Here is a 14,736-nt window from a genome sequence, read left to right as displayed (position 1 = left end):
AGCCGGGGGTAGGGGGCCCGGCTCGTACCCGGTCGATGGGGGCGGCGAGGGTCGCGCGAGGGCGACCGACGGCCGGCGTACGGGCACGGCCGTGATGCTCCGGGGGCGGGGGAACCGCGCGACAAGCCCCAGCGACCCGCAGGCGAACGAGCCCGGACGTCGCTGGTCCCCGGTGTACGGGCACGGCCGTGCTGCCTCAGGGCGCGGGGAGCCGCGCGACCGGCCCCCCACCGGCCCGCGGACGAACGCGGCCCGCAATCGCGCTAGTTCGCCGCCGCGGGCGGCTTCGGCGCCAGCAGCAGCTTCCCCCGCGTCCCGCCCGCCGCCAGGCGCTTGTGGGCGAGGGCGGCGTCCGCGAAGTCGAGTACGTCGGCGATCCTCAGCGTGAGCGTGCCCGCCTCGACCAGGCCGGACAGCTTGGCCAGCCGCTCGCCGTCCTGCTCCACGAACGACATCCTCACCTCGATCCCGCGCTCGGCCTGCGGGGCCGACGCCGGGACGATGGAGACGGCCCGGCCGCCGTCCCGTACGGCGGCGATCGCACCGGCGTGACCGGCGGTCTCGAAGAGGGCGTCGACCGTGCCCTCGGGCAGCGGCCGGTCCGAGGTGAGCACCTCGCTCGCGCCGAGGGAGCGGGCGAGCTCCTCGTCGCCCGGGCGCACCAGGGCGGTCACCCGGATGCCGCGCACGGCGGCGAGCTGGACGGCGAAGCCGCCGACCGCGCCGACCGCGCCGGTGACCAGCAGACTGCTGCCGGACTCTGCGCCGAGCGCCTCAAGGGCCTGGTCGGCGGTGAGTCCGGCCAGCGGCAGGGCCGCCGCGTGGACCAGGTCCGCGCCCTTGGGGGCGGGCGCGGCGATGGCCGCGTCGAGGGCGACCAGTTCGGCGTGGGTGCCGATGCCGGTGGCCATCTGGGCGGACATGGCGACGACCCGGTCACCGACGGCGAAGCGGGTCACGCCCTCGCCGAGCGCCTCGACGACGCCCGACAGGTCCCAGCCGAGCACCATCGGGAACGGGAGCTTCACATACTCGGCGGCGCTTCCCGAACGGACCGCCAGGTCCACGGGGTTGACCGCCGAGCCGGCCGTACGGACCAGGATCTGGCCGGGCGCGGGGGCCGGGGCGGGGAGCTCGGCGACGGCGAGCTGCTCGGGCTCTCCGTACTGGGGCAGGACAGTGGCGCGCATCAGGGGAACACCTCTCGATAACTCAATGCTTGCGCATGAAATCATTCCAGAGGTGACCCGTCCAGTACAAGCCGGGATTCGAGCCCATCCCGAGCGCCCCAACTCCAGCCACTCTCACCACCGTCCGATTTTGATTGCTTGACCATGCATTGATTTTGGGTATGGTTGCGTCATCTCAGACCATGCATATCCGAGAGGTGAGTCATGTCCGTCTCCCCCATCGAGGACTCCAGTCAGCTCGTCACCGGCACCGATCCCGGGCTCTTCCGCGGGCTCCCCCTCACCGGGCCGGGCGACGACGACGCGGGCCTCTACACGTTCAGCCAGCAGGTCGACTCCTGGGTGGTGCGCACCTCGAAACCGGTCAGCTACGAGATCCGGATCCGGGACGACCTCTTCGGCCTCTCCCGTACCGACCTCTTCGACGCCGGTGCGGCGCCCGAGGGCCGTATCCGCCGGTTCGTCGTCATCGACGCCGACGTGGACCTGCTGCACGGCGACCGGATCCGGGCCTATCTCGACCACCACGGCGCCGAGTACGAGATCTGCGTCGTCCCGGCCGACGAGACGCTCAAGGACTTCGACACCGCCGCCCGGATCGTGCGCGAGATCGACGCCTTCGGCATCGACCGGCGCCGCGAGCCGGTCATCGTCATCGGCGGCGGCGTACTGATGGACATCGTCGGCCTGGTCGGCAGCCTCTACCGGCGCGGCACCCCGTTCATCCGCGTACCCACCACGCTGATCGGCCTGGTGGACGCCGGTGTCGGCGCCAAGACCGGGGTCAACTTCAACGGCCACAAGAACCGTCTGGGCACCTACTTCCCGGCGGATCTCACCCTGCTCGACCGCGGCTTCCTGGCGACCCTGGACCGCCGCCACATCGGCAACGGCCTCGCCGAGATCCTCAAGATCGCCCTCATCAAGGACGCCCGGCTCTTCGACCTGCTTGAGCAGTACGGACCGGTGCTCCTCGACGAGAAGTTCCAGGGCGTGAGCGAGCGCGGCGACCTGGTCGCCGAGGAAGTGCTGCGCCGGGCCATCCACGGCATGCTCGAAGAGCTCCAGCCCAACCTCTGGGAGGCGAAGCTGGAGCGGACCGTCGACTACGGCCACACCTTCAGCCCGACCGTGGAGATGCGGGCGCTGCCCGAACTGCTGCACGGCGAGGCCGTCTGCGTCGACATGGCGCTCACCACCGTGCTGGGCTGGCGGCGCGGCCTGCTCTCGGCCGACGACCGCGACCGGGTGCTCGCCGTGATGCGCGGCCTCGAACTGCCCAGCTGGGACCCGCTGTTGGAGGACCCGTCGCTGCTGACCGCGGCCCTCCAGGACACCGTCCGCCACCGCAACGGCAAGCAGCGGCTGCCGCTGCCCGACGGCATCGGCGCCGCGGTCTTCGTCAACGACGTCACCGACGAGGAGATCACCCGGGCCGTGCGGGACCTGCGCGAGCTCGGCAGCGCCCGGAGCGGCACGCATGTCTGAGCGCACGGCGGCCCCGGGCGCGGTGATCGTCGCCGACACCACCGGTCCCGCGGACATCTACGGCGTCCACGGCACCGCGGGCCTGACCCACTGGAAAGCGCTGGCGAGCGGGCTCGACCTGGCCGCCGGGTGGGAGGCCGTCGAGTGGGCCAGCGTGCCGCCCGGCGGCGTCAGCGGCGAGCACCGGCACACCCGTACCGAGGAGATCTACTTCGTCCTGCGCGGCTTTGGGGAGATCGTGCTCGACGGCGTGGCCAGTCCGATCCACGAGGGCTCGATGGTGCTGACCGGTGTCGGCACCGTGCACGGTCTGCGCAACACGGGCGACACCGACCTCGACTGGCTGGTGATCGAGATCCGCTCCCCCCACACCGCGCACACCCTGCGCACCGCGGCCGGGCAGGACACCGAGTCCCCCGCCCGCCCCGTCACCGAGGAGACTCCCGTGAACGCACGCCTGCACGACCTGCGGGCCGAGAAGACCGTCGACCCGGCCGGTGTCTTCACCGGACCGCTGCGCCGGGCGGCCCTGCGGTCCCTGGAGCCGGGCGGCACGCTCGGGCTGCGCTCGGAGGGCGTCGAGCACACCGTGTTCGTCACCTCCGGGTCCGGCTGGGCCCAGTCCGACTCCGCCACCGTGGAGCTGGCCGCGGGCACCTCGGTGACGCTGCCGCTCGGCACCGAAGTCCGCCTGGGCGCGGGCAAGTCGGAGGAGCTGGAGTTCTTCCACGCCGAGCTGACCGTTCCGGCCACCGCCGGGGAGCACGCCCGGTGATCGTCAACCGTATCGACCTGCCCTCGCGCCGGATGCTCGCGACGGGCGGCGGGACCACCTGGCGGTGTCTGGCCCGGCGCGGAATGCTCCACAGCGAGACCGAGAGCTTCGACCAACTGCGCCTGGCGGCGGGCGCGGAGCTCGCGCACACCGCCGACAGCGGTGTGGAGCAGGCGCTGTACGTCGTCGCGGGCGCCGGTGAGGTGGTCGAGGGCTCGGGCACCCGTCCGCTCGCCCGGGGCACACTGCTGCTCGCCCCGGCCGCCGCCCCGCTGACGGTGCGCGCGGGCCGCGACGGCCTGGAGCTGATCGCCGTACGCACCCTGCCCGCGCGGGTCAGCGACCGGCTGCCCCGCCGCGTCCCGGACCTGCCCGAGCCGCAGCGCTCCCCCCTCTTCCACCCCACAGCGACGATTCCTGACCTTCCCGAGGGAGCGCCATGACAGAAGACCGCGAAGCCGCACCGCCCGGTGCCGTCCCCGTGCGCGGCACCTGGCCGCAGGGCCTGATGAAGGCGGCCGCCATCGTCGACGGCGGCAAGGCCGACCTCATCGAGGTGCCGGTACCCGAACCGGCCCGCGGCCAGGTGCTGGTCGCACCCAGCATCGTCGGCATCTGCGGCACCGACCTGGAGCTGCTGCACGGCACCGCGAGCTACTTCCGCGACGGACGCGCCACCCACCCCCATGTCTTCGGCCACGAGTGGGTGGGCCGGGTCGTCGCGGTGGCGGACGGGGGCGAGCAGACGCTGCGCGTGGGCGACCGGGTCGTCGGCCAGACGATGATCTCCTGCGGTTCCTGCCGCGCCTGCCAGCGCGGCCGGCGCAACGAGTGCGCCCGGCTGCGCGAGACCGGACTGTACGGGCAGCAGGGCGCGGCGGCGCAGTACATCCGCGTCCCCGTGCAGACGCTGACCGTGGTGCCCGCGGCCGTCGACGACCTCGCGGCGGCGCTGGTCGAGCCGGCCGTGACCGTACTCGCCGGTCTGGACCGGGTCGCCTGCTCCCCCGGGGAGCGGGTCCTGGTGCTCGGCACCGGGACGATCGGTCTGCTCGCGGTCCAGCTGGCCCGCAGGCTCGCCGGGACCGTGGACGTGGTCGGCGTGGACGACGCGGGTCTCGGGGCGGCGCTGCGGCTCGGCGCGGAACACGCGTTCCGTCCGGGCGAGGCCGCGCCGGGTACGTACGACGTGGTCGTCGAGGCGTCCGGGTCGCCGGCCGCGCTGGCCGAGGCGCTGCAACTGGCCGACATCGGCGGCCGGGTGGCGGCGATCGGCGTGCCGACCGAGCCGCTGCCCTCCGTCGACGCCGGTGAACTCGTCCTGCGGGGCGTGAGCTTCACCGGCGTACGGCACGGCCTCGACTTCTACGAGCGGGCGCTGCGCCTGTTCGCCGAGGGCGTGCTGACGGCCAAGGGCATGGTGGCCCAGGTCTTCCCGATCGACGAGGTCGCGGACGCCTTCCACCTTCTGGAGCACGGCCGCAGGGCCGCGCCCAAGGTCGCCCTGGCGCTGCCGCCGACGGCCTGAGGAGCCCGCACCCGGCCGCCGCCGCGATTCCCCCCGGGGCGGCGGCCGGGTGCGCCACCTCCCCCCATCCCCAGAACCTCCCTCCCAGAAAGGCACCCTCTGCCATGTCCCGACCGATCGCTGTCGTCACCGGCGCGAGTTCCGGCATCGGCGCCGAAGCCGCCCTGGCCCTCGGTGCGCTGGGCCACGACCTGGTCCTCGGATACGGCCGCAACGCCACAGCCGCCAAGGAGCTCGCCGAGCGGATCACCGAGGCCCACGGGGCACGGGTGGAGCTCGTCGCCCTCGACCTCGCGGACCCCGCGCTCGCCCAGCGGCAGCTCGACGCGGTGCTCGACGCCGTCGGCGGCATCGACGTCCTGGTGAACAACGCCGGGATCAACCGGCGGGCCGCGGTCGTCGAGGAGGACGCCGAGAACTGGGACCAGGTCTTCGCGGTCAACCTCACCAGCCCCTTCCGGCTCGCCCAGAGCGCGGCGGCCCGGATGATCGCGCAGGGCCGCGGCGGGCGGATCGTCAACGTCACCAGCGTCCACGAGCACGTGCCGATCGTCGGCGGCAGCACCTACTGCGCGGCCAAGGCGGCGCTCGGCATGCTCACCAAGGTGATGGCCCTGGAGCTGGCCCCGCACGGCATCACGGTCAACGCGGTGGCCCCGGGCGAGACCGCCACCCCGATGAACAACGTGCCGGCCGGCCAGGACGCCGCCACCATCGCGCGCCCGGCCATCCCGGCGGGACGGCCCGGCCGCCCGCAGGAAGTCGCCTCCCTCATCGCGTACCTGGCCGGGGCGGGCGCCGCGTACACCACCGGCACCTCGATCGTCTCCGACGGCGGTCTCACCCTGACCGCCGCCGTGGCCAACGCGGCCCGGGCCGGACAGGTCTGATCCCCTCCACCCCGAGAAAGAAGCAGATCCATGTCGATCGACACGACGGCGACGAGCACGGGCATCGTGGGTGCCCGCAACGTCGACCACTTCGCGTACACGGTCCCCGACCTCGACCGGGCCGTGGACTTCTTCGTCGGCGCGCTCGGCGCCGAACTGCTCTACACCCTGGGGCCGGTCGAGGAGCGCGACTCCGACTGGATGGCCCGGCAGCTCGCCGTGCACCCGCGCGCCAGCGCCCGGATCGCGCTGCTGCGGTTCGGGCCGGTGAGCAACCTGGAGCTGTTCCAGTACACCGCCCCCGGCCAGAACACGGTGGCGCCGCGCACCAGCGACGTCGGCGGCCATCTGCTGGCGATCGACGTCACCGACATCGACGCGGCCGTCACCTATCTGCGCGAGCAGCCGGGCGTCGAGATCCAGGGCGACGTCCAGCTGGTCACCGACGGCCCGGCCGCGGGCAACCGCTGGGTCTACTTCCGGGCGCCCTGGGGCCTGCAGATGGAGCTGCGCCAGGTCGCCGCGGAACTGCCGTACGAGAAGGCCACCGAGGCCCGGCTCTACCGCCCCGACCCCGAGTGGCGGGGCGCGGGCGTCCCCGGTTCGCGCGGGGTCGGCCACGTCGGCTACACCGTGCCCGACCTGGAGCAGGCCGTCGCCTACTTCACCGGCCCGATGGGCGGCGAGCTGGTCTACCGCGAGGAGCTGACGGCGGACGCCGGCTTCGCGGGGCGCCAGCTGGGCGTGGGCCGGCCGCTGGTGCGCGAGACAGCCGTCGTACGGCTCGGCCCGGTCACCAACGTCGAGCTCTCCCGGTACACGGTCCAGGACCAGCGCACCGAACTGCCGCGCAACAGCGACGTCGGCGGCCACCATCTGGCCTTCTTCGTGGACGACGTGGAGCTCGCCGCCGTCCGGCTGGGCGAGGTGCCCGGCACCGAGATCCTCGGCGCGCCCCAGCTCATCGAGGACGGCGGACCGATCCACGGCGACCGCTGGGTCTACTTCCGCGGCCCCTGGGGCGTCCAGCTGGAGGTCCTGAACATGCCCGACGGAATGCCGTACGAGCAGGGCACGAGCGCCCGCCGGTACGGGCCGAGCCCGGCCTGGACCAACCGCTAGCCACCGGCCCCGAGGACGAACAGCATGCGTTGGCAAGGAATCTACGTCGAGTCGGCGGCCGTGGTCACGGGCGAGCCGGAGACCGCGGCGGCCGCCGTCGCCGCCGGGCGGTACGACGCCGAGGAGGCGGCCCGCAGCCGACAGCGCTCCGTCTCGGTCAGCGACGGCCTCAGCGGGCCCGAGCTGGCGGTCGCGGCGGGCCGGGCCGCCCTGCGGCGCGGTGGCCGTCCGGCCCGGGACATCGGGCTGCTGATCCACGCCGCCTGCTGGTATCCGGGCCTGGAGTTCTGGAACGTCGCCGCCTATGTCCAGCACGAGGTGCTCGGCCACGGCCGGGCCCTGGCGTTCGAGCTGCGGCAGATGTCCAACGGCGGGATGTCCGCCCTGGAGACGGCCGCGAGCCGGCTGGTGGCGGCGCCCGGCGCGGGGGCCGCCCTGCTCACCACGGGCGACCGTTTCGCGGAGCCCGCCTTCCCCCGCTGGACCACCGACCGCGGTCTGGTCTTCGGTGACGCGGGCACGGCGGTCGTGGTCTCCGGGGAGCCCGCCGGGTTCCGGCTGGTGGCCACCGCCGCGTACTCCGAGCCCGTACTGGAGGGGCTGCACCGCGGCGACGAGCCGTTCCTGCTCAGCGGGATGGACGCCGAGCCGCTGGACCTCGTCGCCCGCAAGAAGGGCTTCCTGCGGCGGATGCCGGTGGCCGAGGTCACCGTCAGGAACGAGTCGGGGATGCTGACCGCCGTCAAGGAGTGCCTGGACGAGGCGGAGTGCGACCTGTCCTCGATGGCCGCGGTGATCGTGCCCTTCTTCGGCGCGGAGCTCTCGCGGCGCCAGTGCCTGGGGCCGCTGGGCATCCCGGCCGGGCGCACCCTGCACGACTGGGGTCTGGAGATCGGCCATCTGGGCGCGGGCGACCAGTTCGCGGGGCTCGCCCGGCTGCTCGAACAGGACGAACTGCGCCCGGGCGACCGGGTCCTGGCGGTCGGCGTGGGCGCCGGTTTCAGCTGGACCTGCGCCGTACTGGAGCGGGTGTGACCGTGGCGTACGACGTGGGGGGAACGATGTCGGGGGGAACGATGAAGGACGTCCTGGACCGGCTGTCCGCCGAGGGCGTGTCGGTGTGGCTGGACGGCGCCGACCGGCTCGACGAGAGCGTCCGGGCCGGGCGCGTCACCGGAGTGCGCCTGCGGACCGGCGCCTCGGGCCGCGGGGAGCGGCTCGCCGCCCTCGCGGCGCGCGGCGCCACGCCCGAGGAAGCCGTACGGGAACTGGCCGTACGGGAGCTGCGCCGCGCCTGCGACCTGCTGCTGCCGGTCCACGGGCACACCGGGGGCCGCGACGGCCTGGTCTCGGCCGACCTCGACCCGGGCAGCGCCCGGGACGCCGCCGCCACGGTCGCAGCGGCCCGCGCGCTGCGGTGCGCGGTCGGCCGGCCCAACCTCCTGGTGAGGATCCCGGCGACGGCCGAAGGCCTGGAGGCGATCGCCGCCTGCCTCGCGGAGGGCATCGGCGTCGACGCGACCCTGATCTTCACCCCCGAGCGCCACCGCGAGGTCGCCGCGGCCTTCCTCGACGGCCTGGAGCGGGCCCGCGCCGCCGGGCACGACCTCGCCGCGATCGCCTCGGTGGCGTCGTTCTCCCTCGCCCCGCTCGACACCGCGGTCGACGGCCGCCTCGCCGAGGCTGGTTCGCCCGAGGCCCGCGCGATGGCGGGCAAGGCGGCGCTCGCCTGCGCCCGTCTCGCGTACGAGGCGTACGAGGCGGGTCTGGCCGCGCCGAGGTGGCGCGCCCTAGCCGCGCTGGGCGCCCGCCCGCAGCGGCTGGCGTGGACCTCGACGCGGGTGCGCGACCCCGAGTACCGGGACACGCTGTACGTCGAGGAACTGGTCGCCCCCGACACCGTGGCCGTGCTGCCGCAGGCGGTCCTGGAGGCGGTCGCGGACCACGGGGAGGTATGCGGGGACCGGGTCCGGCGGCACTACGCGGACGCGCGGCGGATCCTCGGCTATCTGCCGTGGTTCGGCATCTCCCACGAGAGCGTCGCCGAGTCCCTGGAGGCGGCGGGGCCGGCGGCGCTGGTCCGCTCACGGGAGGCGCTGATCGAGGCGGTGGGGCGCGAACTGCTCGTACATGAGCGCTCGTTGGCGCCGACATGAGGGACCTGTCGCAGGCAGTCGACGTCGGCGGCCGGATCGGCTTCGATCGCGCCGCGCAGCGCCCGTGAACGCACGGAAGGGCCCCGGGTCGTCGACCCGGGGCCCTGGTGCGTACGTCAGGTCACTGCGAGGGCGTGGAGCCCGCCGGGTCGTGGCGCAGCCGGGCGACGAGCGGCGCGGTCCGCTCGTCGAAGGCGGCGATGTCGAGGGCGGTGCCGAACTCCTTCTGGAAGGTGCCGGTCGCCTCGTCGACGATCGCCCGGCCCCGCTCGGTGATCATCGCGTACGTACACCGGCGGTCGCGTTCGCTGACCGCGCGGGTGGCGAGGCCGCTGCCCTCCAGGCGGGCGACGAGCCGGCTGACCGTGGACTGGTTCAGCCCGATGGAGTCGGCGAGGTCCTGCATCTGGACGCCGTCGCCGCCGCCCTCGGCCAGGGTCGAGAGGGCCGTGAACTCGGACACGGAGACACCGTGCTGGCGCGTGAGCCTCTTGTCCAGGGAGCTGGACAGCACACTGGTCAGCTGGGTCAGCTGACGCCAGAGCTCCAGTTCGCCGCGCTGGCGTCGGCCAGAAGCAACCATGACACTCTCCGCAACCCGCATGGCCGACGGTTTACCGGCCTGTAAGGGAAACACTAATGCTTTCACAAGCATGTACCAAGCGGCCGGCCGCGCCTTCGCACCGGGATGAGTCTTTCGACCGTGGAGAACCGGCCGTACCGGGGTCAGTTCGTCCGGATCACACCCCGAAGGCGCTGCGGTACTGGGCGAACCGGAACCCCAGCTGCCGCCGGGAGAGACCGAACTCCTCCGGCTCGAAGTGCCGCGAGCCCCGGGCCGCGACGGCGGCGCCCCTGGCCAGCTCCAGCATGCTCTCCTCGACCGAGGGCGCCATCGGCAGCCCGATGAACTCCGCGACGCGGCGCAGCGTCCTGCCGGTGTCCCCGACGACGTCGGCGTGGCGCAGATCCAGGACGCCGCCGTCGTCGACGGCCGTACGGGCCTCCTCCGAGGCCGCGAAGTAGCGCTCCAGGCGGGCCGCCCACTCGGGGCCGACGTCGGCCGGATTGCTCACGAAGGAGCAGGCCGCGCGCTGCGACCAGGAGATGCCCGCGGTGGCGGCCAGCAGGTCGGCGGGGTCCCGGTGGAGCCGGACGACCCGGGCGTGCGGATAGACGCGCAGCAGGTCGCGCAGGTGCGGCGCGTGGAAGGGGTCCCGCAGGACCAGGGCGCCGCCGCCGACCCGGTCGGCCACGGCCTGGAGCTGTCTGCGGTGGAAGGCGTACGCGGGGACCAGGTCCTGCTCCTCCAGCCAGTCGGCGTAGCCCGGCACCCGGTAGGGCATCGCGAGCGCCGGGCTGTGGAAGGCGTTCGCCAGCAGCCAGTGGCAGGAGGCGGGGCGGGTCGCCTCGCGGAACCGGCCGACCGCGCGCCCGGCGGTGACCCGTGCGCCGGCCGCGGCGCGGGCCCGGCCGAGCGCGATCAGGGCGCGGCGCTCGTCGGGGGACCCGGTCGCGGCGGCGGGGTCGAGGAACTCCCAGAGCGTGGGCGCGTCGACGCCGGGATGCTCGGCGAGCAGGTTGTGCAGCAGGGCCGCCCCGCTGCCGGGCATGCCGGTGATGAACACGGGCGCGTCCAGGGCCGGGGACGACTGCGGCCGCAGGAACGACATGCGCTCCTGCACCGCGAGGGACGACCTGATGCGGGAACCCGCGACGGAGACACCGTCCGGGGTCAGCCGCGCCTGCGAGTTGAGCGATTCGACGAACCGCTCCAGGGCGCGGAGGAACGGCAGCTCGCGGTCCCCCGTGCTCGCGTACCCGCCCCCCGGGTGGACCAGATCGTCCAGGTCCACATGGACGGCGTGGCCGACTCTGTGCTGCCTCATCAAGACCCCTCAGTCACGCGAGAACCGAGGGAAGCGAACGCTATCGACTCCCCCAGTCGACGACATAAAAGAACCTACATGCCGGTTTTTGAATCGACAAGTTTCGGCCGCCATGCGGACAGGGGTGAATTGATGCCCTTGTTTGTACGCTTTAGTCAGCCCTACAGGGAGGTGAGAAGGCTGAACGGTTTATCGAGCCTAGTTCCATAAACCAGCACGCCCGTTTCTTTTTAGTGGTTCATACAAATAGGCCTGTCCCCCCGCCGACAGTGGCGGGGGGACAGGCCCGAACAGGGTGGAGCGGGGAAGCGGCGTCAGTCGCGCGGGCCGCCCGCACCCACCGGCGTCGCCTCCTCGGCCGCACGCGCGGCCGGGACCGCGGTGACGGCACGGGCGTTCCGGCGCTCACCGCGCGGCTTGCTCCAGTGCTTCATCATCGGCATCTCCACGTACTTGAAGAGCAGATGGCCGAGGACGAGGCTGATGACGGCGCAGGCCAGCCAGAGGCCGAGGCCCGCCGCGAGGCCGTACGGCTTGCCGTGCAGGAACTTGGTGCCGTAGATGATCACGACGCCGTGGATCAGGTAGAAGGCGAACGAGACCTCGCCCAGCCAGGTCATCACCCTGCCGCGGAACGGCGAGGGCTGGTCCTTCACATCGGCGACCGCGGCGGCCGGGATGAGCAGCGCGATCGGGATCAGGCAGACCGCGTTGAGGCCGTAGAGCCACGGCACGTTGAGCGCGATGGCGTAGCCGACGATCAGCAGGCCGAGGGCGTGGACCATCTTGACGTTGATCCAGCGGTCGGTGAGCACGATCCGGGCCATGATGATGCCGACCGCGAACTCCAGCATGCGCACCGGCGGCAGCAGATAGACGAACCACGCCTGCTTCACACCCACCGGGAAGCCGTTGGGCATCGGCGGGTCGGACGGCAGGACGGCGTAGGCGAACGCCGGGATCAGCATGACCAGCGCCGCGAGACCGGCCGCCCAGCCCCACAGGTGGGCGGGCTCGATCTTCTTGATCCAGCGGTGCAGCACCGGGAAGCAGAGGTAGAACACGACCTCGCAGGCGAGCGACCAGCTCGGCGGGTTGATGCCGAAGAAGGTGTTGTAGTCCGGGATCCAGGTGTGCACCAGGAGGATGTTCGGCAGCCACTGCTTCCAGGTGGCGGTGGCCCCCGCGAAGAGCAGCATCGACAGGGCGAAGGTCACCACGTGGTTCGGGTACAGCTTGACCAGGCGGCGGCGCATGAAGCGGCGGGGTGTGTCGCCCTCGCGGGCGGACCACGTCAGGACGAAGCCGCTGAGGATGAAGAAGAACGAGACGCCGACCCAGCCGCCCTTGCTGAACAGCCACTCCGCGTCATCCGCGAAGTCCCCGCCGAACGGGGTGAAGTCGGGGAGGGAGACGTGGAAGAAGAACACCATCAAGGCGGCGATGAACCGCATTCCGGTGAGCGAGGGCAGTCGTGACAACCGCGCCCGTCTGGCCTCGGCATCCCGCTCGGCTGCCTTGACGGTCATGAGGAATCTCCTTGTTCTGTCGGGACGCACCGCGGCTGGGTGCGCCCTGTGTGAAGTCGTGCCGCCTCGCGGGCGCGGGCGTGCGGCTCCTCACCCGTGGGTGGTCAGGAGCCCGGGCGTTTCGGGTGCGCCGGCCGCCGCCACGGCGTGGGCGCGGACCTTGGCGTGCCAGGCAAGCGCGGTCAGGGCGGCCGCCGCGACGAGCGCGCCGGCCGCCGGGGCGACGGAGCGCAGGCTCAGCGAGTCGATGACCCAGCCGCCGTACCAGGAGCCGACGACGGCGCCGAGACCGAAGGCGGACATGCTGACGGTCACCGAGAAGGTGGGGGCGTCGAAGGCCTGGGTGAGGGTGTACGTCTGGAGCCCGGGAGCCGCGACGAACGTCACGAAGGCGAAGACGAACAGGGCTCCGGCGGCGAGCACCGGGTTCGGGCTGACCCACCAGAACAGCAGGCAGACCAGGACGAGTACGCCCAGGCTGCCGATCAGGGCGGGCAGCAGGGAGGGGGCCGGGATCCGGCCGCTGACGACGTTGCCGAGCAGTGAACCGACACCGTAGGCGATCAGCAGCACCGGGATCGCCGACGCCGACCAGCCGCTCACGTCCTTGAGCACCGGGACCATGTACGTGATCAGGGTGAACATGCCGCCGGTGGCGAGCACCGTGATGAGGATGGACATCAGCACGCCGGCGGAGCGGAAGGCGCGCAGCTCACCCCGGAGCGAACCGGTCTCCTCCGCCTTGACCGTCGGCAGCAGCAGGCACATCACCACCGCACCGGCCACCGAGAGCACGGTGAGCGCGCCGAAGGTCGAGCGCCACCCCAACTGCTGGCCGACCAGGGTCCCCAGGGGCACCCCGAGCACCGTGGCCAGGTTGTAGCCGAGCACGATCGTCGAGACCGCGGCCGCCGTTCTCTCCGGCGGGACCATGCCCGCCGCCACCACGATGCTCACGGCGACGAACGTGCCGTGGGTGAGCGCGCAGACGATCCGGGCCGCCACGAGGACGCCGTACGACGAGGCCGTCGAGGCGAGGGCGCTGCCGAGGACGAAGACCACCATCAGGCCGATCAGCAGCGCCTTGGCCGGCGCCTTGCGGGTGAACCCGGTGACCAGCGGACCGCCGATCATCATCGTCGCCGCGTAGACGGCCACCAGCAGTCCGGCCGTCGGGATCGAGACCCCGAAGTCGTCCGCCAGCTCCGGCAGCACCCCGCCGGGCAGCAGCTCGGCCGTCCCGATGCAGAAGACGCAGAGCGTCAGCGCCAGAAGTCTCAGTGGCACGGCCGCACCCCGTCCGGGCCGGTGGATGTTCGCACTTGCTTCCCCTCCAAAGGGCTGGTGTTCGACGGTGATGCTAGGCGTTCTCAATTCATGTGTCTACATTGATTTTGAAAGCAATCTTGGTGAGAATCAGGACCGATCGCCCGAAGGAGTTGATGGCAGTGCCTCTGCAAGCCCCCGCGTTCTGCGTCCTGTTGGGCCCCGATCTCGCGGGCAAGTCCTCCGCGATGGCGGCCCTGCGGCAGGACCCGGACCCCCGCAGACTGATCTCCGCCGACGACGCGTTCCTCGCTCCCGAGCACGCGCTGATCGGCCGGCTGCGCCGGGAGGTCGTACGGGAGGTGGCCGCCCGGGAGGACCAGTGGTCGCCGGAGTTCTTCGCGGCGATGCTCCAGACGGCCGTCCTGCACCTGCGGGACCGGCTGCTGGACGACAGCGGCGGCGGGCCCGCCGTCGTCGACTCGTACTACTACAAGCTGCTGGCCAAGTGCCGGCTGGCGGGTTTGCCGGAGAACCCGATGTTCGCCTGGTGGCGCTCGTTCCCGCAGCCGCGGCACGTGATCTACCTCGACGTGAGCCCGGAGACCGCCTGGCGGCGCAGCCGGCGGGGCGCGCGCCTCAACCGCCTGGAGCACTACGGCCAGGTCCCGGACCCGGACTCCTTCCAGCGGTACCAGGCGGACCTGCACAAGGTCATGCGGGAGGAGATCCGGGACCTGCCGGTGACCGTGATCGAGGAACAGACCGACCCGGAGCGGACCGCGGCGGCGATACGGAAGGTGCTTGCGCATGAACTCGGTTGAGCCGTGGCCCGATCCGGAGCGGGTGGGGCGGTACCGGGCGCGGGTGTTCGCCGAGCGGTCCCGGCTGCGGGCAGCGTTC

The 14,736-nt window shown here is 72.6% G+C and carries 14 protein-coding genes; 9 read left to right on the top strand and 5 right to left on the bottom strand.

The features are described from left to right. Positions 1-263: 263 nt before the first annotated feature. Positions 264-1,190 carry an NADP-dependent oxidoreductase gene (locus A8W25_RS31090; protein ID WP_067167838.1) on the bottom strand — a complete coding sequence of 309 codons (927 nt, stop codon included), beginning with the start codon at positions 1,188-1,190 and terminating at the stop codon, positions 264-266. A 204-nt stretch (positions 1,191-1,394) separates the two neighbouring features. On the opposite strand from A8W25_RS31090, the gene A8W25_RS31085 reads away from it, so the two are divergent. The 8 genes from A8W25_RS31085 to A8W25_RS31050 all read left to right on the top strand — a co-directional run bounded on the left by A8W25_RS31085 (position 1,395) and on the right by A8W25_RS31050 (position 9,149). Continuing rightward, positions 1,395-2,678: a sedoheptulose 7-phosphate cyclase gene (locus tag A8W25_RS31085; RefSeq protein WP_079126556.1), complete on the top strand. Its 1,284-nt coding sequence runs from the start codon at positions 1,395-1,397 to the stop codon at positions 2,676-2,678. Continuing rightward, positions 2,671-3,453 carry a cupin domain-containing protein gene (locus A8W25_RS31080; RefSeq protein WP_067167837.1) on the top strand — a complete coding sequence of 261 codons (783 nt, stop codon included), beginning with the start codon at positions 2,671-2,673 and terminating at the stop codon, positions 3,451-3,453. The genes A8W25_RS31085 and A8W25_RS31080 overlap by 8 nt, the downstream gene beginning before the upstream one ends. Beyond that, the gene (locus A8W25_RS31075; protein WP_067167835.1) at positions 3,450-3,896 is read left to right on the top strand and encodes a hypothetical protein; all 447 of its coding nucleotides are present in this window, start codon (positions 3,450-3,452) and stop codon (positions 3,894-3,896) included. The genes A8W25_RS31080 and A8W25_RS31075 overlap by 4 nt, the downstream gene beginning before the upstream one ends. After that, complete coding sequence (locus tag A8W25_RS31070) at positions 3,893-4,981, top strand: zinc-dependent alcohol dehydrogenase (RefSeq protein WP_079126555.1); 1,089 nt, start codon at positions 3,893-3,895, stop codon at positions 4,979-4,981. Before A8W25_RS31075 ends, A8W25_RS31070 begins: the two co-directional genes overlap by 4 nt. 104 nt (positions 4,982-5,085) lie before the next feature. Then, a complete protein-coding gene (locus A8W25_RS31065; protein ID WP_067167833.1) occupies positions 5,086-5,871 on the top strand; it encodes an SDR family oxidoreductase in 786 nt (261 codons plus the stop codon). 30 nt (positions 5,872-5,901) lie between these two features. Continuing rightward, positions 5,902-6,993 carry a VOC family protein gene (locus tag A8W25_RS31060; protein ID WP_067167832.1) on the top strand — a complete coding sequence of 364 codons (1,092 nt, stop codon included), beginning with the start codon at positions 5,902-5,904 and terminating at the stop codon, positions 6,991-6,993. Positions 6,994-7,017: 24 nt separating this feature from the next. Further along, positions 7,018-8,028, top strand: a complete 1,011-nt coding sequence (locus A8W25_RS31055; RefSeq protein ID WP_067167831.1) for a ketoacyl-ACP synthase III family protein — start codon at positions 7,018-7,020, stop codon at positions 8,026-8,028. After that, positions 8,025-9,149 carry a transaldolase family protein gene (locus tag A8W25_RS31050; RefSeq protein ID WP_234386732.1) on the top strand — a complete coding sequence of 375 codons (1,125 nt, stop codon included), beginning with the start codon at positions 8,025-8,027 and terminating at the stop codon, positions 9,147-9,149. Before A8W25_RS31055 ends, A8W25_RS31050 begins: the two co-directional genes overlap by 4 nt. 121 nt (positions 9,150-9,270) lie before the next feature. Here A8W25_RS31050 and A8W25_RS31045 read toward each other — a convergent pair whose 3' ends face one another. The 4 genes from A8W25_RS31045 to A8W25_RS31030 all read right to left on the bottom strand — a co-directional run bounded on the left by A8W25_RS31045 (position 9,271) and on the right by A8W25_RS31030 (position 13,854). Next, the gene (locus A8W25_RS31045; RefSeq protein WP_234386725.1) at positions 9,271-9,732 is read right to left on the bottom strand and encodes a MarR family winged helix-turn-helix transcriptional regulator; all 462 of its coding nucleotides are present in this window, start codon (positions 9,730-9,732) and stop codon (positions 9,271-9,273) included. Positions 9,733-9,889: 157 nt separating this feature from the next. Continuing rightward, positions 9,890-11,038: a sulfotransferase family protein gene (locus A8W25_RS31040; RefSeq protein ID WP_079126554.1), complete on the bottom strand. Its 1,149-nt coding sequence runs from the start codon at positions 11,036-11,038 to the stop codon at positions 9,890-9,892. A 314-nt stretch (positions 11,039-11,352) separates the two neighbouring features. Then, positions 11,353-12,567, bottom strand: a complete 1,215-nt coding sequence (locus A8W25_RS31035; RefSeq protein WP_067167828.1) for an acyltransferase family protein — start codon at positions 12,565-12,567, stop codon at positions 11,353-11,355. Positions 12,568-12,657: 90 nt separating this feature from the next. After that, entirely contained in the window at positions 12,658-13,854 is a 1,197-nt protein-coding gene (locus A8W25_RS31030; RefSeq protein ID WP_067167826.1) for an MFS transporter, read from the bottom strand. Positions 13,855-14,015: 161 nt separating this feature from the next. On the opposite strand from A8W25_RS31030, the gene A8W25_RS31025 reads away from it, so the two are divergent. Then, positions 14,016-14,657, top strand: a complete 642-nt coding sequence (locus A8W25_RS31025; protein ID WP_234386718.1) for a dTMP kinase — start codon at positions 14,016-14,018, stop codon at positions 14,655-14,657. Positions 14,658-14,736: the final 79 nt, after the last annotated feature.

The organism is Streptomyces sp. ERV7 (assembly GCF_001653515.1).
GTDB lineage: Bacteria > Actinomycetota > Actinomycetes > Streptomycetales > Streptomycetaceae > Streptomyces.
The sequence above is the reverse complement of the archived record's forward strand: the minus strand, read 5'-3'. Positions and strand labels throughout refer to the sequence as shown.

Excerpts from the sequence above, each read along its gene's own strand:
- A8W25_RS31090 (WP_067167838.1), bottom strand. The coding sequence starts at position 1,190 with ATGCGCGCCACTGTCCTGCCCCAGTACGGAGAGCCCGAGCAGCTCGCC.
- A8W25_RS31085 (WP_079126556.1), top strand. The coding sequence starts at position 1,395 with ATGTCCGTCTCCCCCATCGAGGACTCCAGTCAGCTCGTCACCGGCACC.
- A8W25_RS31080 (WP_067167837.1), top strand. The coding sequence starts at position 2,671 with ATGTCTGAGCGCACGGCGGCCCCGGGCGCGGTGATCGTCGCCGACACC.
- A8W25_RS31070 (WP_079126555.1), top strand. The coding sequence starts at position 3,893 with ATGACAGAAGACCGCGAAGCCGCACCGCCCGGTGCCGTCCCCGTGCGC.
- A8W25_RS31065 (WP_067167833.1), top strand. The coding sequence starts at position 5,086 with ATGTCCCGACCGATCGCTGTCGTCACCGGCGCGAGTTCCGGCATCGGC.
- A8W25_RS31060 (WP_067167832.1), top strand. The coding sequence starts at position 5,902 with ATGTCGATCGACACGACGGCGACGAGCACGGGCATCGTGGGTGCCCGC.
- A8W25_RS31055 (WP_067167831.1), top strand. The coding sequence starts at position 7,018 with ATGCGTTGGCAAGGAATCTACGTCGAGTCGGCGGCCGTGGTCACGGGC.
- A8W25_RS31045 (WP_234386725.1), bottom strand. The coding sequence starts at position 9,732 with ATGGTTGCTTCTGGCCGACGCCAGCGCGGCGAACTGGAGCTCTGGCGT.
- A8W25_RS31040 (WP_079126554.1), bottom strand. The coding sequence starts at position 11,038 with ATGAGGCAGCACAGAGTCGGCCACGCCGTCCATGTGGACCTGGACGAT.
- A8W25_RS31035 (WP_067167828.1), bottom strand. The coding sequence starts at position 12,567 with ATGACCGTCAAGGCAGCCGAGCGGGATGCCGAGGCCAGACGGGCGCGG.